Genomic DNA, 19545 nt, shown 5'->3' on the forward strand with positions numbered 1-19545 from the left:
GGCCGGCCGATACGGAAGCGATGGGGTTGGCTCGGCGGTGAAGGAGCGGTACATGAGAGTTGGAAGCGTCCGTTTTCGTAGTTGCGCTCTGGTGCTTTCGGCAGCATTGGCGGGATGCGGCGGGGCGGGAAGTCTGCCGGCGCAAAACGGCGCGCCGGATGGCAGCCAGATCGCGAGGAGCCACGGCCGCTCCTACATGTCCCAGCATTTCGCGCGGCAGTGGCTGCTCTACGTTTCCAATAGCAACGGTATCGTGAACGTGTATGAATACTGGCAGCACGCCTTGGTGGGCGTGCTGACGAACTTCGAGCAGCCTGCCGGCGCGTGCACCGGGAACTCCGGCGAGGTCTACGTCGTCGACTATCAAGCCAAAACGATCAGTGAGTTTGCGCATGGCGGCACGAAGCCGCTCGAGGTTATCCAAGATTCATACCAGCCGCTTGCGTGTTCGGTCGATCTGACCACCGGAGACCTCGCCGTCGCAAACTACGGCGAGACGTACGCCAATGGCGGACCTGCGTACGAGGGGGACGGCAACCTCGCGATCTACATTCACGGCAAGGGCAAGCCGACGTATTACGGCACTCGCGACGATCATTTCTCGGCGTGCGCCTACGACGACCGGGGCGACTTATTAGCGGCCAGCAGTAACGGCTACAGCGGCTATTACTACGGCGACTTCGCCTATCTCCCGAAAAAGAGCAAGAGCATCATCGCCATGAATCTCCCCGGGCCGAACTCGACCTCGAGTTGGAACTGGGGCTTCGTCGACGGAATCGCGTACGACGGCAAGGACTGGATCGTAGACGATCACGTTCTGTATCGGTATAAAATAAATATCAAGGCGGAGTACGTCGACACGATCAAGCTCACGGTAGGCTCCGGCGCCGGCGGGATTGCCGTTTATCGGCGAACGCCGAAGTCACCCGTCACCCAGTTCGTCGGCGCGATCGGCGACTACAGCGAAACGACCGACGTGGGCTATTGGAAGTACCCGGCGGGCGGCGCACCATACTACGAGATCACCAGCAATCTCGATCAGCCCGACGGCGTCGCAATCAGCCGGCGACAGAAATGATGAGCCCCTCAGTGCGTGCGGGCCTCGTCCTCGCGATCGCCTCTGCGCTGTGCGCGTGCAGCGGTGGTCTTTCCACGGCGCCCTCTGCCGCGGCGATCCCCGGACGTGCGTCGACCTCGGTCGCGCGATGGTCCAACCTCGCCCATCCCGACCGGCGTCCGTCGTGGATCTCGCCGGAAATAGCCGCCGCGAAATCTCCCTTGCTCTTCGTTTCGGACGCCGGGACCGCCGACGTCTACATCTATCGTATGCCCGGGCTCAAGCTGCTGGCGCGGATTACGGGTTTTTCGCAGCCGCAGGGCGAGTGTTCGGATAACAAGGGAAACGTCTGGGTGACCGACACCAACGCCGACGCCGTCTACGAGCTCTCCCACAGCGGCCGTCTGGAAAACGTGTTGAAGAGCACCGCCGGCCATCCCGACGCGTGCGCGTGGGACTCGACGACGGGAAACCTCGCCGTCATGACGCTGTTCAGCGGCAGCGGCAGCAGCGGAGCGGTGGTCGTCTACCGAAAAGGCTCCGGAACGCCCGATCAATATGCCAACCCCAAGCAAGTGTACTACAACTTCGGCGGATACCAAGACGGAAATCTCTTTTTTGACGGGCGCGATGCACACGGAAAGTTTATGCTCTCCGAGTTGCCCAAGGGCGCGAAGGCCGCACATACGATCGTGCTGAGCGGAGGGACGATTTACTTTCCGGGAATGGTCCAGTGGGACGCAAACGCAAACGACCTGATCGTTGGGGATCAGGCCTGCGGTCAGACGTATACGAGCTGCCTGTATCAGGTGAACACGGCTTCGAAGACCGGCACGATCGCGGGAACCACGGATCTCGAAAGCTCCTCCGGCGGTGAGGTTTGCGATCTGGTTCAGGGGGTGGAGTACGACGGTGAAATTGCGGGGTCGGATAACGACTTTTGCGGATCGGCGGCCGGCACGACGTACCTGTGGGCGTACCCGGCCGGAGGAGCGCCGACGAACGAGAACGATCACGTGGATACTACTCCCGTTGGGGCGACGATCAGCCAATGAAAATGCAAAAGTTCATCGCGGCGTCATGCTGCCTGATGGCGGCGAGTTTAGTCTCGTGCGGCGGCGGAGCGCCGGTTGCCGGCAGCGCCCTGGGCGCCATGACCGAGACACAGCCGCATGCTGCCGGCGGTCGGAGCAAACAAGACTTAATCTACGTTGCCAACGGCAACAATGAAGTGACGGTCTACAGTTACTCGTCGCAGCAGCTTGTGGGCGTTTTGACCCAGTTTACCAAGCCGGAAGGCGAGTGCGTCGACGGCGAAGGGAACGTCTATATCACCGACGCCTCCGCGAACCGGATCCTCGAGTTTGCGCACGGCGGAGCGAAGCCGATTAAAACCTACGATGATTCTCCCGACTCACCCTACGCCTGCGCGATCGATCCCGTTTCCGGCAACCTTGCGGTGGCCAACGACGACGGATCGTCGGGAAACATTGCGATCTGGTCGAAGAGCAGCGGCCAGCGGACGACCTACAGCGACTCCGCACTCGGTGTTTTTCAGGGCTGCGCCTACGATTCCAACGGAAACCTCTTGGTCACCAACGGCTATCTCGGCTATGCCAATCCGTCGCTCTTTGCGTGGCTTCCGGAGGGAGGTACCCGGCTGACGAACGTCAAGGTTCCGGGCCCCAATGGGAGTCGGACGTGGCACTACATTTTAGGGATCCAATGGGACGGCAAGTTTTTCGTACTGGACGACGGCCAGACGATTTATCGGGTACTGCTGATCCACGGTCAAGCGTACTACGTCGGCGATACCGAGTTATACTACGGGAGCGGCCAGTTCGGATTCTACAGCAGCAAGAAGGGCTTTCAAGCGACAGTCGTCGTCGGCCCAGGGGATTCCGAGAGTTCCAGTTCGGTTTACTATTGGAACTATCCGGCGGGCGGCCAACCCGTTACCGAGATATCCCACGGCGTCGACTGGCCGGTAGCCGTGGTCGTGAGCCTAGCCGCGAAGTAGCGCGCTGCAACCCGTTAGGCGCCGTACCAGCGCAGGCTCGGCCAGATCGCGTCGAGCGGTGCGACGGGATCGCGGCAGAGGTAGATCGGCGACGGGCCTTCGACGATCCATTTGAGCGGTTCGCTCGAAATCCGCACGAGCCTGACGCTGCGGTAGTAGCGGCGCAAGAGAGCGATGCGCGTCGCCCCGATCGCGATCAGTTCGCGTCCGTCGTAGCCGCGCGTTCCCCAAAGGTAGTAGTTGTTCTGGCTCGAGATCGCCGGCGGCAATCCGTAGCGCGGCCCGAAAAAGTCGATCGCGCCGGCGTCGGCGTAGGTGTCGGCGTAGATCGCGGTGCGCGCGCGGACGTTCGGCGGCAGCGCACCGTAAACCGCGGCGACGTCGCTCGCCAAGCGATCCCAGCCAAACTCTTCGGCGAAGACCGGCTGAATCAGATGCGCGGGCGCGCCGTTGCGTCCGGTCAACCCGAGCGCTTGCGTGTACGAGATTAACGTTTGCACCGGCAGCACCGGCAGCGAGAGCGGCAGCGAGACGAGCGCGACCGCACCCAGCGCGAGCGAGAGCGCCGTGCGCAGCCACGCTGCGGCGCGTTCGAGCGCGACCGACCCGGCGGCGAGCAGCGCTGCGTAGATGCCGACGATGTAGTAGCCTTTGGCGGCGAGCGCCACGGCGACGATGAAGACGACGGCGTACGCCACGCCGGCAAAGCGCATCTCTCTGAGCGATCCGAGCCTGAACGGCGCGATCGCGCCCGCGAGCCAGAGCGGTGCGGCGAGCGGATTCGTGTAGATCAGCTGCTCGAGGGCAAAGGCTTTCGCGTTGCTCGCGAGGTCGTAGTACTCGAGCGCGAAACCGTTGGCGAACGCCGGTCGATGCGCCGCATCGCCGCGGATCACCTCAAGGAAGGGCCAGCCGTGCAGCCCCTGCCACAGCAAATTCGGTAGCAGCAACAGCGCCGCCAGCGCTGCGGCCCCCAGCGCGTACTTCGAGAGCAGCACGTCGCGCCGTCCGGTGAGCAGCAGGCCGGCGATCGAGGCAACGACGAGCAGCAGCATCGAATACTTTGCATAGGTCCCCAGCGCCACCGTCATCGCCAGCGCGAGCCAAAGAGCAGGCAGCATTCTCGGCGACGCGCGAAGTATCCGCACGGTGAGATAGATCGTTAGCGTCCAAAAGAAGGGCTCGAACGAAGTCGTCGTCAGCGTCGAGCCGAGCAGCAAGTACGCCGGCAGCAGCATCGTCGCGACGCCTGCTAGCAACTGCGCGAAGCGCCCACCGCCGAGTTCTTTGGCCAGCAGCGCGCTGAGATAGACGGTTCCGGCGGCGGCCAGGACCGGCAGCGCGCGCAGCGCGAGCAGTTGATATCCGGCGGGCGCGGAGAGCCAGGCGGCGAGCGCGACGAGCGGCGGCTGATCGACGTAACCCCAGGCCAGGTGCTTCGAACACGCGATGAAGTAGAGCTCATCGCGGAAGTAGCCGTAGCGCCAGGCGGCCGCGCAGTGCAGCAGCAGCGCCGCACAGAGCAGGCCCGCCGGAATCATGCCGGGCGGCGAGCGAGAATCAGCAGGCTGAGGGCAAACCCGCAGACGCCCGACCAGATCCACGAGCCGAGCGCGATGTTCCAATCCCACCAAATTCCGCCGTACGCGGCCGTTCCCAGCAGATAGACGCCGATGTACGTCATCGGAATGGCGGCGGCGAACCAGCGAAAGGCTCGAGTCTTTCCGCGAACCGGGTGCGGATCGTAGAGGCGCACGAGCGTGTCGGCAAAGAGTCCCGTAATCAAAGACTGCGCGAGCGTGACGGCCAGCAGCGGCGTTTGATTGGTAAAGGCCGCCGCTGCGGGCAGGTTGCCGAGCAAGAGGATCGCCGTGAACATCCCGGGGCTCGGGTGCATGCGCGAGACCAGCCAGAGCGCGAAACCGGCAATGAGCGTGCTCTGGAAGATCACGATCAAGACGCCGCTGGCGATCTTGTAGTAGCCGATCGAGAGCGCCGTGAGATAGTCGGGCGTGAAGGGCGCGATCGGCGGCGGCGCGTTGGTTTTTCCAGCGGCCGGATCGAAGCCGTACGCGGTGCCGAAGTGCGCCAGGACCAGCCACGTGGCCAGCCCGAGCGCGAGCGGCAGCTGGCGCCCCAGCGTCAGCGCGCCGCGATCGGCGAGCACCGAGCGGATCGGGGCGCTGGCCAGAAAGAAGATGCCCAGCCCGAGGAACTGATGCGTCGGGCTCAAGAGCGCGTCGACGCCCTCCTCGATGCCGTAGAGGTGATGCCAGAGCATGTCGCCGAGCCCCGCCCCAACGAAGACCGGGATGCCGACGAGCGCCAAGCGATAGGGCCGTGGGAAGCTCTCCGCCCAAGCGTAGCCGCGCGCGTGCGCTTGCAGAGCAAAACCGACGAGGATCAGCGCCAAGGCGAGCATTCCGGAGTAGAAAACGGCGTGGTATGGCGTGAAGAACGTGTCGACCAAAACGTGCCCGTGGGCCCAGGCGTCGAGAAAGAAGCCGGAGGATATCCAGATGCCGCAGATGCCGACCGCGTAATCGAGCGCGAGGCTTCGCGGGACCGCGTTCTGCATTCCCCGAGCCTTACGAGCCGATGCTTCGAGGTGCCTTCCGTCGAGAGCAGGTGGCGTCGCGAACGAGTCCGTACGACCTCAAGCGTGCTTCATCGCATCGGCGCGTGGTCGTTGACAGTGCTGCTCGTTGGATGTGGGTCGCGGGTACCGGAGACGCCCGCAAACGTCACCGTCGGCAGCGCGACGATGCCGACGCCGCCGATCGAGCGCGACGGCGCGCCCCCGAAGATCCTGGCGATGCGATTCTCTTCGCTCGACGTTCGCCGCGGCGAACGCTGGTCGGGATCGTTCGTGACCGGGACCAACGTCGCGAGCATCGAGGTTCGAACCAACCTCTTTTCAATCAACGTGCCGCACATCAAGCCCGGGCGCTTCGCCTTTACGATCCACCTGCTCGATACGCCGCCGATCTTCGTGCGCGCGTACCGCCTGCGCGTGATCGCCCGCAACAGTCCCGGCAACGCCTATGAAGAGGATCTGCCATTCCGTATCAGATGAGCGCCGCGCGAGCGCAGCTCGAAGAGCGCGTGCTGACGATCACGCTCGACCGGCCCGCTCGAAAGAACGCGCTGACCTTTGCGCTCTACGGCGAGCTGCGCGAACTCTTTACCTCGCTGCGCGCCGACGCGAGCGTCAAAACGATCGTGCTGTCGGGGGCGGGCGGCGACTTTTGCTCGGGCGGCGACGTCAACGAAATTATTGGGCCGCTGACGCAATCGACACCCGCGCAGCTCTTGGAGTTCACGCAGATGACCGGCGACGTCGTGAAAGCGATGCGTGCCTGCCCCCAGCCCATCGTCGCGGCGATCGACGGCACGTGCGCGGGGGCAGGCGCGATCTTGGCGATGGCGAGCGACCTGCGCCTGGGCACCGAACGTTCGCGGATCGCGTTTCTCTTCGTGCGCGTGGGGCTGGCGGGATGCGATATGGGCGCCTGCGCGATGCTGCCGCGCATCATCGGGCTCGGACGCGCGAGCGAGCTCCTGTACACCGGGCGAACGCTGCAAGGCGCGCAAGCCTACGACTGGGGATTCCTCAACGAACTCTGCACGCCCGACGGATTGGCGGATCGTGCGCGAAAGGTCGCGCAATCGTTGGCCGACGGGCCTACGCTGGCGCACGCGATGACAAAACGGATGCTGCGCGAGGAGTGGTCGCTGCCCCTGGACGACGCGATCGACGCCGAGGCGCGCGCGCAGGCGACCTGCATGGAGAGCAACGATTTCCGCCGCGCCTACGATGCGTTTTCCGCCAAGCGTCCCGTGCGTTTCGAAGGCGACTAGACGTGCTCGAGCTGCCGCTCTTCGACGAAGAGCACCGCGCCTTTTGCGCCGGACTCGAACGCTGGCTGGCAACGGCGCCGGTTCGTGAAAACGAGGCGGACGCGGCGCAGAGCTGCCGCGACTGGGTTGGCGCGCTGGCCGGCGGCGGATGGCTGCGCGCGTGCGTGCCGGGTGCTTACGGCGGCATCCGCGCGGAGCTCGACGTGCGAACGCTCTGTTTGGCGCGCGAACGGCTCGCCTATCACAGTGCGCTGGCCGATTTCGCGTTTGCGATGCAAGGCTTGGGCGGCGGTCCGGTGGCGCTCTTCGGCAATGCCTCGCTCAAGAAACGCTATCTCCCGGAGATCGTCGCCGGCCGCTGCATCGCCGCCTTCGCGCTTTCGGAGTTGGAGGCCGGCTCCGACGTCGCCGCGCTTGCAACGACCGCGACCCGGCGCGCCGGCGAGTACATTCTGGACGGGAAGAAGACGTGGATCTCCAACGCCGGCATCGCCGATCTCTACATCGTCTTCGCGCGCACCGGCGAACGCGGCGCCAGAGGCCTCAGCGCGTTTGCGGTCGACGCGGCCGCCGCCGGCGTTCGCGCCGAGGGAAGCATCGAAACGATCTCGCCGCATCCGCTCGGCACGCTGGAGCTCGAGCGCGTCGTCGTTTCGGAATCTGCCCGCATCGGTGCCGAGGGCGAAGGTTTTAAGGTTGCAATGAGCGTGCTCGACGTCTTTCGCAGCACGGTTGGAGCGGCGGCCAACGGTTTCGCGCGCCGCGCGCTGGACGAATCGGTGGCGCACGTCAAGCGGCGGCAGCTCTTCGGCGCGCCGCTGAGCGCGCTGCAGCTGACGCAAGCGGCGCTGGCGACGATGGCAACCGATCTCGACGCCGCAACGCTGCTCGTCTATCGTGCGGCCTGGAGCAAAGATCGCGGCCGCGCTCGCGTGACCCGCGAGGCTGCGATGGCGAAGTGGTTCGCAACCGAAGCGGCGGGACGAATCTGCGACCGCGCCGTGCAGCTCTTCGGCGGACGCGGCGTTACGCGCGGCGAGATCGTCGAACGGCTCTACCGCGACGTTCGCGCGCTGCGGATCTACGAAGGCGCCAGTGAAATTCAGCAAGTCGTGATCGCCAAAGCGGTCTTGGAAGGGTAAGGTCTTGCGCTTCACCGGCCACACGGATACGTTCGCCGAGGACCGGCTGCCGGCGAGTGCCGAGATGCCCGAGCTGCGCTTCGAGCTGCCCGAACTGCGATATCCCCAGCTGCTCAACGCGGCCACGAACTTATTGGACGAACGCGTCGCCGGGCACGAAGACGCTCGCTGCCTCCTGGCTCCCGGCGGCCTTTGCTGGAGCTACGGCGAACTGCTGGCGACCGCGAACCGCATCGCGGGCGTGCTTGTCGACGAGATGGGCCTCGAGCCGGGGAATCGCGTGCTGCTGCGCGCCCCGAACACGCCGATGCTCGCGGCCTGCTGGTACGCAGTGCTCAAGGCCGGCGGAATCGCCGTCACGACGATGCCGCTCTATCGCGCGAACGAGCTGCGTTTCATGATGGAAAAGGCGCAGGTCAAACACGCGCTCTGCGACGTGCGGCTGCGCGCCGACTTGGAGAGCGCCTGCAGCAGCTACGGCGGCGTGCGAACCCTCTACTTCGGCGAGGGCGTGCACCCCATCGCGTCGCTCGAGCAGCGGATGCGCACGAAGCCGGCCACGTTTGCCAACGTCGAGACGGCGGCCCAAGACGTCGCGATCATCGCCTTCACTTCGGGAACGACGGGCACGCCGAAGGCCGCGATGCACTATCATCGCGACTTGGTGGCCTGCTGCGACGGTTACGGAACGCGCGTGCTGCAGCCGCGCGCGAGCGATCTCTTTTGCGGAAGCCCGCCGCTGGCGTTCACGTTCGGGCTCGGCGGCATACTGCTCTTTCCGGTCTACGCCGGCGCGGCGGCGCTTTTGCTCGAAAAGGCCGGCCCGGCCGAACTGCTCGAGGCGATCTCGACGCACGGCGTAACGACGCTCTTTACCGCGCCGGTCGCGTACCGTGCGATGGCGGCTCGAGCGCACGAGTTCGATCTCTCGAGCCTGCGAACGTGCGTCTCCGCCGGCGAAACGCTGCCGCGCGCCGTGTGGGAGCAGTGGCACGAACAGACGGGCATCGCGATCCTCGACGGCATCGGCAGCACCGAGATGCTGCACATCTTCGTCGGCTGCTCGCAAGACGAGGTTCGCGCCGGATCGACGGGGCGCGCCGTCCCGGGTTACGTTGCCGAGATCCACGACGAGGATGGAAACCCGGTGCCGGATGGGACGATCGGCCGGCTCGCCGTTAAAGGCCCCACGGGCTGCAAGTATCTGCAAGACGAGCGCCAGCAGATCTACGTTCAGCACGGCTGGAACTATCCGGGCGACGCCTACCGCCGCGATGCCGACGGATACTTCTGGTACGTCGCGCGCACCGACGACATGATCGTTTCCTCAGGCTACAATATCTCCGGCCCCGAGGTCGAACAGGCGCTCATCGCGCACGCCCACGTCAAGGAGATCGCCGTCGTCGCCAAGCGCGATCCGGCCCGAGAGACTAACGTCGTCAAAGCGTTCATCGTCCTCGTCGACGGATGCCCGCCTACCGACGCCAAGGCCGACGAGCTTCGCGAGTTCTGCAAAATGCAGATTGCGCCGTTTAAGGCGCCGCGCGAGATCGAGTTCGTCAGCGAGCTTCCGCGCACCGAGACTGGGAAGCTGCAGCGCTACAAACTGCGTAGCTGAGCCTCACTAGCGTAGCAGCGCCGCGGAACGCTTCGCCATCGAACCGCTCGTCGCTCCGCATCCTGCTCCGCTCCTGCTGCTCGGCCTCCTCGCTCCGCCATCCATGGCTGCGCTCGTCGGTCCGAGCTTCTCCGGCAAAGCGTTCCGCGGCGCCGCTACGTACGGTGACTCGCTCGCACGCGCTTGTAGGCGCTGCGCGCGAGGATGAAGAGCGCGGCTGCGAAGCAGAGCGCGAGAAATGCGGCGATGAACGGTGCGAAGAACGCGAGAATCGTTGCGACGATCGAGCCGCCGTCTTCGACGGTGCTGATTGCCGGATTGGCGATGCCGGCGGTCGTGAGCGTCGACGCGCCGCGTACTGAGGCGACCGCTGCGTGAATGCCGAGCGCGTTGAGCGCGCCGAGCACCATGAGCCCGGTGAGGACTTGCGGCGACTGCGCGTGCACCGATCCTCCAACTAAAACGGCGGCCGCGGCCGGTTTTACCGCGACGCCGATGACGTGCATTAGGCTGTCGACGATCGGCACTTTATCGGCGATGAGTTCGAGCACGGCGATGCCGATCAGCGGCCACGTCACCTTGGCTCCGCCAAGCCACGCAAATCCCGGCGGCGAGTGTAGGAAGCCGAGATGGATCACGACGGCGAAGGCGGCCAGCGGAAGAAGGGCGCGTACGCCGGCGGTCGTCGTTAGCGCATACGCGAGCGCGTATTGGCTTGCCGCATCCACGCCGGAAGCTTCCTTGCCTTGCCAAGCCTGTCCCCCGCTTGCGGCGCCTTTTGAAGCAGGTCGGACCTCGCGTCGTCTCGGGGTACTGCTACGAGCGGATCGGTTTACCCGCAACCTGAGCGTCGTTCGTCGGCGCAACCCAAAGATTCAGCGAATCATTGGCAAATAGGGAACGCCAGACATGAACAACGACCACCCTGATATCCAGACCGAGCCGGCCTCGGTGGCGCCTCTACCGCCTCCGCCCTGGCGCTGGCAATGAGAATTAAGTTCCCGAACTACACGCGCGCAGTTACACTTGCACTCGCCTTTGTCTTTGTGCTGTGCGCCTCGGCGCAACAAGCTGATGCGGTTGAGCGTAGCGGCGTCTTTGTCGTTGGCTTGGAAACGGACAGGTCGACCTATGCGCTGGGACAACCAATAAAGCTTCGATTCACAATCCGCAATGTAACCGATGGCCCAATCTTTGCTACGACCAATGTTCCCTGGGCGATGTTTAGCCTATCGGTCGTGGATTCCGGAAACCAGCCACTCTCTACAGAGGGAACCGAGGGTTATCGCATCTCGTCAGCCGATCACCGAAGGTACGCGTCAGGCACGACTATCACCGTCCACTACACCGATCGAAACACCGGCCTAACCACGGCATGGGTTCCCATTAGCTTCTGGGGCTACAACTTCACAACCCCTGGCAGATACGTGATAACGGCTACTCCGCATCTTTTGGGAATCCCGGAAGGCCCTGCCCCGCAGCAGTGGTTTACGACGTCGAGCGACGATCGGTCTAATCCTGTCGTGATTACGATAAGTCGCTAGCTCGTCAAGCACTACGCCTTCCATGGGCCGATCGTTTGGGTCTTTAAGATGTGGGCGGCTTCGCACACTGTAGCCTTGAGGGCGCGTTTACGAAGCCGGCGGCAAAATCGCCGTGGCCTCGATTTCGACCTTTGCACCGTCTTCGAGCAGGTCGGCCACGACGACGAGCGCCATTGCGGGATAGACCGCGCCGATGATCTCGCGATAGGCGCTCCCGAGCGCGGAGAGGCTCGCGCGATACTCATCTTTGTTGGTGACATACCAGGTAAGCCGCACGAGGTGCGCGGGTTCGCCGCCGGCGGCGCGCAGCACCGCGACGATGTTGCGCAGTGCTTGGCTCGCCTGTTCTGCAAAATCGCCCGAAACGAGCTCGTTGCGTTCGTTCCAGCCGATCTGTCCCGCGATCGCGAGATAGCGGCCTTCGCTTAAGACGCCGTTGGCGTAGCCGCTCGGGCGCGGCCACCCTTCTGGATCGATCCTGTTGCTCACGTTGTGCCTCGCTTGAGAAGAAGTGTGAGTACGGCGCTCACCGCCAGGTTGAGCGCCAGGGAGTAGAGCGCGATGAAACCGGTTAGCGCACCGCCGAACGCGTGCAGCGCGTAGTTCGCGCTAAAGCCGCTCGCGTAGGCCATCGCGCAGCTGGCGATAAGACCGCAGGCCCAACCGGCGAGCAGCGCCTTGGGGTGAAACCAGCGCGTCCATAGGCCGAGCACGAAGGCGGGAAAGATCTGCAGCATCAGCGCGCCGCCCAAAAGCTGAAAGTCGATCGCGTACGGAACGGGGACGAAGAAGATGAAGAGCAGCGCGACCGCGCAGATAGCCAGCGTCAGCCGCTTCGCGATGACGGTCTCGACCTGCGAGCGCTGCAGCGAAAATTCGCGAAAGACGTTGCTTGCGAAGAGATTGGCGGCGCCGATGCTCATGATCGCTGCGGGGACGAGCGCGCCGATCGCGATCGCGGCGTCGGCCACGCCCACGAACCAGTTGGGAAAGAAGCGCGCGAAGAGCTGCGGTACGACGCTCGTCGTGTCTTTCGTCGAGATGCCGGCGGCCAGCGCGCAGTAGCCCAGCAGCGCGAGCAGTCCGAGCAGCAGCGAATAGATCGGCAGCAACGCCGCGTTGCGCCGAATCACCTCGCGGCTGCGCGCGGCGAGTACGCTCGTGATCGAGTGCGGGTAGATGAAGAGCGAGAGCGCCGAGCCGAACGCCATCGTCGCATAGGTGAAGTACTGCGGCGGCCCGAGGAAGATCGACGACGGTTTCGGACGGGCGGCCAATGCCGCCGCCGAGAGCGAGAATATGTGCCCCCAGCCCCCGAGCCGTGCGGGGATGACCGTGATCGCGGCGATGACGGTCACGTAGATCAGTATGTCCTTCACGAAGGCGATCATCGCCGGTGCGCGCAGGCCGCTCGTGTACGTGTAGGCGGCCAGCAGAACAAAGGCGACGGTCAGCGCGGGGAACGCGTGCATTGCTCCCAGCGTGCTGAACTGGCTGAAGACTGCCCGCATGCCGACGAGCTGTAAGGCGATGTAGGGGAGTGCCGCGACTACTCCGGTAAGCGCAATCGCGATCTCGAGCGCGCGGTCGTTGTAGCGATCGCGCACGAAGTCCGCGGTCGTCACGTAACCGCGATCTCGCGCGATGGTCCAGAACTTCGAAAGCACGATCAGCGCGATGGGATACGCGACCGTCGCGTAGGGCACGGCAAAGAATCCGAGCGCACCGACGCCGTAGACGAGCGCCGGAACGGCGACGAACGTGTAGGCGGTGTAGAGATCGCCGCCGAGCAAGAACCAGGAAACGATCGTTCCGAAGCTGCGCCCGCCCAGTGCCCACTGTTCGAGGTCGCGCAGGTTTGCGCCGCCCCATCGCGCTGCGACGAAGCCGAGCGCCGTTACGCCCGTTACCGAGACGCCGAGGATCAGCGCCGCGCTAGACACGCCCGTCTCTGGTCATCAGCACGACGATTCCGAGAAGGCCGGCGGTCACGAGGACCCACGCCAACTGATACCAGTAGAAGAAGGGCATCCCGAAGAGCGCGGGGGCCGCATGGTTATACAGCGGCGGGATGAGCGTCCCGATAAACGGCAAGACCAGCAGCAGGTACCAGCCGCGACGGCGCATCGGGCGCCTTTCTGCGTGAAGGTCGAACGTCCCGGCGAAGCAAAGCAAGGCCTGCAAGCTCGCAGATGCGTTCCAATGAGAAAGGGTCAGCCTACATGTCCGTAACCCCTCCAGCAAAAGATACTCCGTTCGGGTTAGAGCCGAACGTAGCGGCGGGACTCGCGTATCTTTTCTGCCTGCTCGGCGGCATCGTTATGCTCGTCGGCGGTGGAACCAACAAGTTTGTGAAGTGGGCCGCAGCTCAATCGATCACGATGTGGGCTCTCTACTTCGTCCTCTGGGTCATTTTGGGGTTCATTCACCTTCGGATCCTGTACCCGATCATCTGGCTTCTCTGGATCGTGCTCTGGGTCTGGACCACCGTGACAGGCTTCCAGGGTAAAGAGGTTCGCGTTCCCGGAATCGCCGAGCTCACGACCAGCATCTTCAAGGCTGCACTCTAACCGGATTGCGCGCCCCTCGCGGGCCGCGTATCCGCAGCAGAGGCCGTTCGAAACAGTAGGTCGTTACCGTCGCGAATGCGATGGTCGCCGCAAAGGCAAGTTCGGTATATCGGACTTGCCATTGCGTGTCGTAGTGCGGGTCCCCCCGATACGAGGGGATCTGATGCCATATCATCTCCCGGGCAATCATTTGATGGTAGAGGTAGAGATTGTACGAGATCGTCGCGAGAAAACGCAGCGGCGGATTGTCGAGCAGCACTTGCCACCACTTCGGGCTGAACAGCGACCCCAGCGCGATTAACGCAAAGGCGAGGCCGAAGAGCGCCCGCCCGTGGATCTGCCAGACGCCGGCCCACTGGTCGGCAAAGCGAAAGTCGAAGACGCTCTCCAGCAACATCCAGAGCATCGCGAACCCGCCGAGCGCGACAAGCGGCGCGAGGTTACGCCGCAGCGCCGGCTTCGAGCGGGCGCTGAGCCCGACGAAGAGCTGCGCGCTGAGCATTCCGAAGGCGAAGATATCGAGATAGCCCGGCAGGTTCTCTTCGTACGTGGGAAAGAGCGTTGAAAAACAGCAGTGCGCCATCCAGACGCGCCACGCCCAGGCGATCGCGATCATCGCGCCGGCCGTAACGTACGGACGCCGAGCGAAGCACCACCAGATCAACGGGAAGACGCAATAAAATTCGACCTCGACGGCGAGCGTCCAGAGCACCCCGTTGATCGTTCCGAACCGTTCGGGAAACCAAGTGTGCACGAAGAGAAGGTGCGTCACCAGATCGGGCAGCGGCGCCGCTGAAGGTTGTACTTGCGCGTACCCGACGCAATAGGCGACCGCAATCGAGAGCACGTACGACGGCACGATCTTCATGAAGCGCCGCCAAGCGAAGTGCGCCCACGAGGGCCGCGGTGCGCCGCTGGCCCGCGATCGTACGAACGGATACGAGATAACGAAACCACTCAAAAAGAAGAAGAGCGTAACGCCGGCGAAGCCGGTCGCCGGCAGAAAGGCCAGCGACGGCGGCGGGCTGAGCCAGGAAAACTCCCAGACGTGGTACCAGAGCACGAGCAGAACCGCGAGGCCGCGCAACCCGTCTAAGACGCCGAGTCGCGCCTCCTCGCGAAGGGTTCCGCTTGCGGCCATGCCGCGAAATACGGTCGAACCTCCGGTCGGTCATTCTCAGCACCGTGTCATCCTGAGCCTGTCGAAGGATTGTCGAAGGACGCGTTTTGAACCAATGGGTTGACACAAAGCCGGCCTTTGTATTAGGGTGATGGTACAATGATTCCGCCACACCACCACCACCCCGAGCTCATCCGCCTCACCATGGGACTGGCAATGGCTGCGACCGGCGTCGCCGCGTTGCGCTGGCCGCGATGCTTTGCCGGCATCGCCGGCACGTTCACCTGTTGGGCTGAGATGGGCGACGCGCAGCGCGAGCGGCTCGACCGTGTCGTGGCGGCGCGAGAACAGGCCGAAGGGGTCTCCCGCAATTACGGCCGCGCCTTAGGCGTGAGCGCTTTCGCCTTGGCGGCGCTGGAGGCCGTGCCGAGCGTCCCGTTCGTGCTGCCCTATGCGCTCTTCTGTCTGGCGGGGTCGGCCGTCGCGCTGCTGGCCTATCTGCAGTTTCGGCGGGCGACCGAACAGCGCGTCGCCCCGCTGATCCGCCGTTCTCCGTTTTCCGCGCTGCCGCCGTTGCTGATCGCCTGCATCGCCGCGAGCTTCATCGTCGCGGTGCTCTTTGCGATCGAACCTCAGAATCGTATTGGGGCGATCGTCGTCGCGGCGTCGACGCTCGTGCTCGGATTCGTTGCCTGGCGAATCGCCGCGGCGCCCGCGCTGCTGCTCGGCGTCGATCCGCAGTACGAATACGCGCTGGACGAACGCCTGCGCCTCGGCCGGGCGCGCAACGTTGCCGTGTTGGCCTGCGCGCCGGTGCTGGTTTTCTCCGCCCTTTCCGAACCCGGGCTACCGGAACAGTACGGCCTTTTCGGAACGGTCGCGATGGCGATTCTCATTGCCGCCTTCGTGGTAGCGCTCGCAGCGAGCATTCTTCCCCACTTCGGACGCGTGCGGGTGGCGTGAGTCCGCTCTATCTGGTCGTCGATGCGGCCTTGGAGACTCCGCCCTACCAACAGCTCGCCGCGCAGATCCGCGCGGCGATCGAGCGAGGAGAGCTGCCGCCGGAGGCACCTTTGCCAACTGTCCGCCAGCTTGCCGGCGATCTCGGCCTCGCACCCAACACCGTGGCGCGCGCGTACGGCGAACTGCAGTCCGAAGGCTGGCTCGTCGGCGATCGGCGACGCGGGACTCGGGTCGCGGGCGAGATCCCCGTCAACCGGCCGGCACGCCTGCGCAGCCTGCGGGAAGCGACGGAGAAATTCGTCACCTCCCTGCGCCACCGCGGCTTTTCGAGTGACGAAATCGCCGTCGAGTTGGCGCGTGCGGGCGTCGCCGGCCAGGAAATTTAGGCGCGCGCCGCTCGCTCGGCATTTGACGCCCCCTGGGCGCCTTGATATAGTTGAGGCTCGGTCCCACCTGCGGGTGAGGCCGTTTCTGTGTCAGCGTGAGGAGCTTGTAGTTTTTGCCGACCATCAACCAATTGGTGCGCCGCGGGCGTGAGAAGACCGAGCAGAAGGTCAAGACCCGGGCATTTCGCGTCATCTTGACGGGGCCCAAGCCGGGCCATCCCGATCTCCCGACGCGACAATTCGAAGTGACCGGCAATCCGCAGCGCCGCGGCGTCTGCACTCAAGTGAAAACGGTTACTCCCAAGAAGCCAAACTCGGCGCTGCGCAAAGTCGCTCGCGTTCGCTTGACCAATGGGGAAGAGGTGACCGCCTATATCCCGGGGATCGGGCACAACCTGCAGGAGCACTCGGTCGTGCTGGTCCGCGGCGGGCGCGTCAAGGATCTGCCGGGCGTCCGCTACCACATTATCCGCGGCACGCTCGATACGGCCGGGACGGCGAACCGCAAACAAGGGCGCTCGAAATACGGCGCCAAGCGCGAGAAAAAGAAGTAAAGGATGCCACGCAAAGGACCCGCTCCCAAACGTCAGATTCTTCCGGACGGCAAGTTCAACTCGAAAGTGCTGGCGCGCTTCATCAATAAGGTGATGCTGCGCGGCAAGAAGTCGACGGCCGAGGGCATCACGTACGGTGCGCTCGATCTCGTCGCCGAGAAGACCGGCCGGGATCCGATGGAAGTTTTTTCACAAGCGCTCTCCAACGCGATGCCGCTGGTCGAGGTTCGTCCGCGGCGCGTCGGCGGCGCCACCTACCAAGTGCCGATGGAAGTGCGTCCCGATCGCCGTCAGGCGATGGCGATGCGCTGGCTGATCGGTTTTGCCCGGGCTCGCGGCGGCCGCTCCATGGAGGAGAAGCTGGCCGGCGAGCTCCTCGACGCGTCCAACAACACCGGCGCGACGATCAAGAAGCGTGAAGACACGCACAAGATGGCCGAAGCGAACAAAGCTTTTGCCCATTATCGCTGGTAGAATTTCAAACTAAGAACACCATGGCTGCTAGGGAATATCCGCTCGAACGCACGAGGAATATCGGCATTGCCGCGCACATCGATGCCGGCAAGACGACCTGTACCGAACGTATCCTCTTCTTTACCGGACGCGTGCACAAGATGGGTGAAGTGCACGACGGCGCGGCGACGATGGACTGGATGGTTCAGGAACAGGAACGCGGCATTACGATCACCTCGGCCGCGACCGCCACGACCTGGCGGGATACGCGCATCAACATCATCGACACGCCGGGGCACGTCGACTTCACCGTCGAGGTCGAGCGCTCCCTGCGCGTGCTCGACGGCTTAGTCGCGCTCTTCGACTCGGTGGCCGCGGTTCAGCCGCAGTCGGAGACCGTCTGGCGTCAAGCGAACAAATATAAGGTTCCGCGCATCGTCTTCGTCAATAAGATGGACCGCATCGGCGCCGACTTCTTCAACGTCGTCGAAAAGATTCGCGAGCGCCTCGGCGCCCGCGCCGTACCGATTCAGGTGCCGATCGGCGCCGAAGATAAGTTTAAGGGCGTCGTCGATCTGTTCACGATGAAGAAGATCGTCTACACCGACGACCTCGGCTCGACGATGGCGCAAGAAGAGGTCGACGGCGAGCTGCGCGAGCTCGCGCTGGAATGGCGCCAGCACCTCGTCGAAGCGATCGCCGAACAGGACGACGAGTTGCTCGAGATCTTCTTCGAGGGCAAAGAGCTGCCGATCGACCGCATGAAGGCGGCGCTGCGCAGGGCGACGATCGAGGGCACGGTGCTGCCGATGCTCTGCGGTTCGGCCTTCAAGAATAAGGGCATTCAGCCGCTGCTCGACGCGGTGGTCGAATACATGCCCTCGCCGCTGGAAGCCAAGCAGATCGTCGGACGCGATCCGAAATCGGGCGGCGAGATCACCCGCAAGGCCGCCGACGCCGAGCCGTTCTGCGCGCTGGCCTTCAAGATCGCGACCGATCCGTACGGCAACCTGACGTATTTCCGCGTCTATTCCGGCGTGCTCAACAAGGGCAGCTACGTGCTCAACTCGCGCTCGGGGCGCAAGGAGCGCATCGGCCGGATCCTGCGGATGCACGCCAACCATCGCGAGGACATCGATTCGATCGGCGCGGGCGACATCGCGGCCGCGGTCGGGCTCTCCGACACGCGCACCGGCGACACCCTGTGCGACGAGAAGTCGCCGATCGCGCTTGAGTCGATCACGTTCCCGGAGCCGGTCATCCACCAGGCGATCGAGCCCAAGAGCAAGGCCGATCAAGACAAGCTCGGCTTGGCGCTGACGCGCCTCGCGCAGGAAGATCCGACCTTCCGGATGCGGACCGACGAAGAGACCCAGCAGACGATCATCGCCGGCATGGGCGAACTGCACCTCGAGATCATCCTCGACCGGCTCCGCCGGGAGTTCAAAGTTGAGGCCAACGTTGGTAAGCCGCAGGTTGCTTACAAAGAAGCGATTACAAAGACCGTTGAAAAGGAAGGCCGTTTCGTGCGGCAGTCGGGCGGCAAGGGCCAGTACGGCGACGTCTGGCTGCGCGTTCAACCGCAGCCCCCGGGAACGGGCTTTGTTTTCGAGTGGAAGATTGTCGGCGGCGCGGTTCCAAAAGAGTACGCCAAGGCGGTTCAGGAAGGCATCCGCGAGTCGGCCCAAAACGGCGTGCTCGCCGGCTTCCCGGTGATGGACTTCAAGGCCGAAGCCTTCGACGGTTCGTTCCACGAGGTCGACTCGTCGGAAATGGCCTTCAAGATTGCCGCCTCGATGGCGTGGAAGGAAGCGAACCGTTCCGCGGGCCCGATCCTGCTCGAGCCGATCATGAAGGTCGAGGTGACGACGCCCAAAGAGTACATGGGCGCCATCAACGGCGACCTCAGCCGGCGCCGCGGCGCGATTCACGCGACCGAAGAGGCACCGGGCGGAGCTCAGGTGATCACGGCGCACGTCCCGCTCTCGGAGATGTTCGGGTACGCTACGGATATGCGCTCGGCAACACAAGGGCGAGCGACGTACACCATGGAGTTCTCGCATTACGAAAAGGCGCCGAAATCCGTCGAAGAAGAGATCGTCGCTAAGGCGGTCGGCAAGAAGTTGGCCCCCGCCTGACCCGAGCACGGTCCGTTGACATTCGCGGGTTTTGCTTGATAATATTCCGGGGTTGTGGCGCCCCCTGCGATGGGGGCGTTTACCGCGTAAGGCGGAAAAGAGGCAACTAATACGCCTGG

Annotated in this window: 20 protein-coding genes; 13 read left to right on the forward strand and 7 right to left on the reverse strand. The window is 64.1% G+C overall.

Going from position 1 to position 19545, the window contains the following annotated elements:
- Nucleotides 1-91: 91 nt before the first annotated feature.
- Genes VGG51_03460 through VGG51_03470 form a run of 3 tightly spaced genes read left to right on the forward strand, consistent with a single transcriptional unit; the run spans nt 92 to nt 3077 of the window.
- On the forward strand, nt 92-1078 hold the full coding sequence (locus tag VGG51_03460) for a hypothetical protein (GenBank protein HEY1882084.1): 987 nt from the start codon (nt 92-94) through the stop codon (nt 1076-1078).
- On the forward strand, nt 1075-2112 hold the full coding sequence (locus VGG51_03465; protein ID HEY1882085.1) for a hypothetical protein: 1038 nt from the start codon (nt 1075-1077) through the stop codon (nt 2110-2112). The genes VGG51_03460 and VGG51_03465 overlap by 4 nt, the downstream gene beginning before the upstream one ends.
- Entirely contained in the window at nt 2109-3077 is a 969-nt protein-coding gene (locus VGG51_03470; protein ID HEY1882086.1) for a hypothetical protein, read from the forward strand. The genes VGG51_03465 and VGG51_03470 overlap by 4 nt, the downstream gene beginning before the upstream one ends.
- A gap of 14 nt (nt 3078-3091) precedes the next feature.
- On the opposite strand, the gene VGG51_03475 is transcribed toward VGG51_03470, so the two are convergent.
- A complete protein-coding gene (locus VGG51_03475; protein HEY1882087.1) occupies nt 3092-4618 on the reverse strand; it encodes a glycosyltransferase family 39 protein in 1527 nt (508 codons plus the stop codon).
- On the reverse strand, nt 4615-5655 hold the full coding sequence (locus VGG51_03480) for a hypothetical protein (GenBank protein HEY1882088.1): 1041 nt from the start codon (nt 5653-5655) through the stop codon (nt 4615-4617). Before VGG51_03480 ends, VGG51_03475 begins: the two co-directional genes overlap by 4 nt.
- Before the next feature lie 84 nt (nt 5656-5739).
- On the opposite strand from VGG51_03480, the gene VGG51_03485 reads away from it, so the two are divergent.
- The 4 genes from VGG51_03485 to VGG51_03500 are packed head-to-tail and all read left to right on the forward strand — an operon-like array spanning nt 5740 to nt 9698.
- Entirely contained in the window at nt 5740-6153 is a 414-nt protein-coding gene (locus VGG51_03485) for a hypothetical protein (GenBank protein HEY1882089.1), read from the forward strand.
- On the forward strand, nt 6150-6938 hold the full coding sequence (locus VGG51_03490; GenBank protein HEY1882090.1) for an enoyl-CoA hydratase family protein: 789 nt from the start codon (nt 6150-6152) through the stop codon (nt 6936-6938). The genes VGG51_03485 and VGG51_03490 overlap by 4 nt, the downstream gene beginning before the upstream one ends.
- Before the next feature lie 2 nt (nt 6939-6940).
- Nucleotides 6941-8080, forward strand: coding sequence for an acyl-CoA dehydrogenase family protein (locus tag VGG51_03495; protein ID HEY1882091.1), 1140 nt, complete (start codon nt 6941-6943; stop codon nt 8078-8080).
- Nucleotides 8081-8084: 4 nt separating this feature from the next.
- Nucleotides 8085-9698, forward strand: a complete 1614-nt coding sequence (locus VGG51_03500; protein ID HEY1882092.1) for an AMP-binding protein — start codon at nt 8085-8087, stop codon at nt 9696-9698.
- Nucleotides 9699-9853: 155 nt separating this feature from the next.
- Here VGG51_03500 and VGG51_03505 read toward each other — a convergent pair whose 3' ends face one another.
- The 4 genes from VGG51_03505 to VGG51_03520 form a co-directional block, all read right to left on the reverse strand.
- Nucleotides 9854-10426, reverse strand: coding sequence for a DUF4126 domain-containing protein (locus VGG51_03505; protein ID HEY1882093.1), 573 nt, complete (start codon nt 10424-10426; stop codon nt 9854-9856).
- A gap of 903 nt (nt 10427-11329) precedes the next feature.
- Entirely contained in the window at nt 11330-11731 is a 402-nt protein-coding gene (locus tag VGG51_03510; protein ID HEY1882094.1) for a RidA family protein, read from the reverse strand.
- Entirely contained in the window at nt 11728-13185 is a 1458-nt protein-coding gene (locus tag VGG51_03515) for a sodium:solute symporter (protein ID HEY1882095.1), read from the reverse strand. The genes VGG51_03510 and VGG51_03515 overlap by 4 nt, the downstream gene beginning before the upstream one ends.
- A complete protein-coding gene (locus VGG51_03520) occupies nt 13178-13369 on the reverse strand; it encodes a DUF3311 domain-containing protein (protein HEY1882096.1) in 192 nt (63 codons plus the stop codon). Before VGG51_03520 ends, VGG51_03515 begins: the two co-directional genes overlap by 8 nt.
- Before the next feature lie 95 nt (nt 13370-13464).
- Here VGG51_03520 and VGG51_03525 point away from each other — a divergent pair, with 95 nt between their 5' ends.
- Nucleotides 13465-13812: a hypothetical protein gene (locus VGG51_03525; GenBank protein HEY1882097.1), complete on the forward strand. Its 348-nt coding sequence runs from the start codon at nt 13465-13467 to the stop codon at nt 13810-13812.
- Here VGG51_03525 and VGG51_03530 read toward each other — a convergent pair.
- Entirely contained in the window at nt 13796-14953 is a 1158-nt protein-coding gene (locus VGG51_03530) for an acyltransferase (GenBank protein ID HEY1882098.1), read from the reverse strand. The two genes, VGG51_03525 and VGG51_03530, sit on opposite strands and share 17 nt — an antisense overlap.
- Before the next feature lie 138 nt (nt 14954-15091).
- On the opposite strand from VGG51_03530, the gene VGG51_03535 reads away from it, so the two are divergent.
- The 5 genes from VGG51_03535 (at nt 15092) to fusA (ending at nt 19426) form a co-directional block, all read left to right on the forward strand.
- Entirely contained in the window at nt 15092-15895 is an 804-nt protein-coding gene (locus tag VGG51_03535) for a hypothetical protein (protein HEY1882099.1), read from the forward strand.
- Between the two features lie 29 nt (nt 15896-15924).
- Complete coding sequence (locus tag VGG51_03540) at nt 15925-16281, forward strand: GntR family transcriptional regulator (GenBank protein ID HEY1882100.1); 357 nt, start codon at nt 15925-15927, stop codon at nt 16279-16281.
- 113 nt (nt 16282-16394) lie between these two features.
- On the forward strand, nt 16395-16835 hold the full coding sequence (gene rpsL, locus VGG51_03545) for a 30S ribosomal protein S12 (protein ID HEY1882101.1): 441 nt from the start codon (nt 16395-16397) through the stop codon (nt 16833-16835).
- Nucleotides 16836-16838: 3 nt separating this feature from the next.
- Complete coding sequence (rpsG, locus tag VGG51_03550; protein HEY1882102.1) at nt 16839-17309, forward strand: 30S ribosomal protein S7; 471 nt, start codon at nt 16839-16841, stop codon at nt 17307-17309.
- Between the two features lie 20 nt (nt 17310-17329).
- Nucleotides 17330-19426, forward strand: a complete 2097-nt coding sequence (gene fusA / locus VGG51_03555; GenBank protein HEY1882103.1) for an elongation factor G — start codon at nt 17330-17332, stop codon at nt 19424-19426.
- Nucleotides 19427-19545 lie beyond the last annotated feature (119 nt).

It is taken from the genome of Candidatus Cybelea sp. (assembly GCA_036489315.1).
GTDB lineage: Bacteria > Vulcanimicrobiota > Vulcanimicrobiia > Vulcanimicrobiales > Vulcanimicrobiaceae > Cybelea.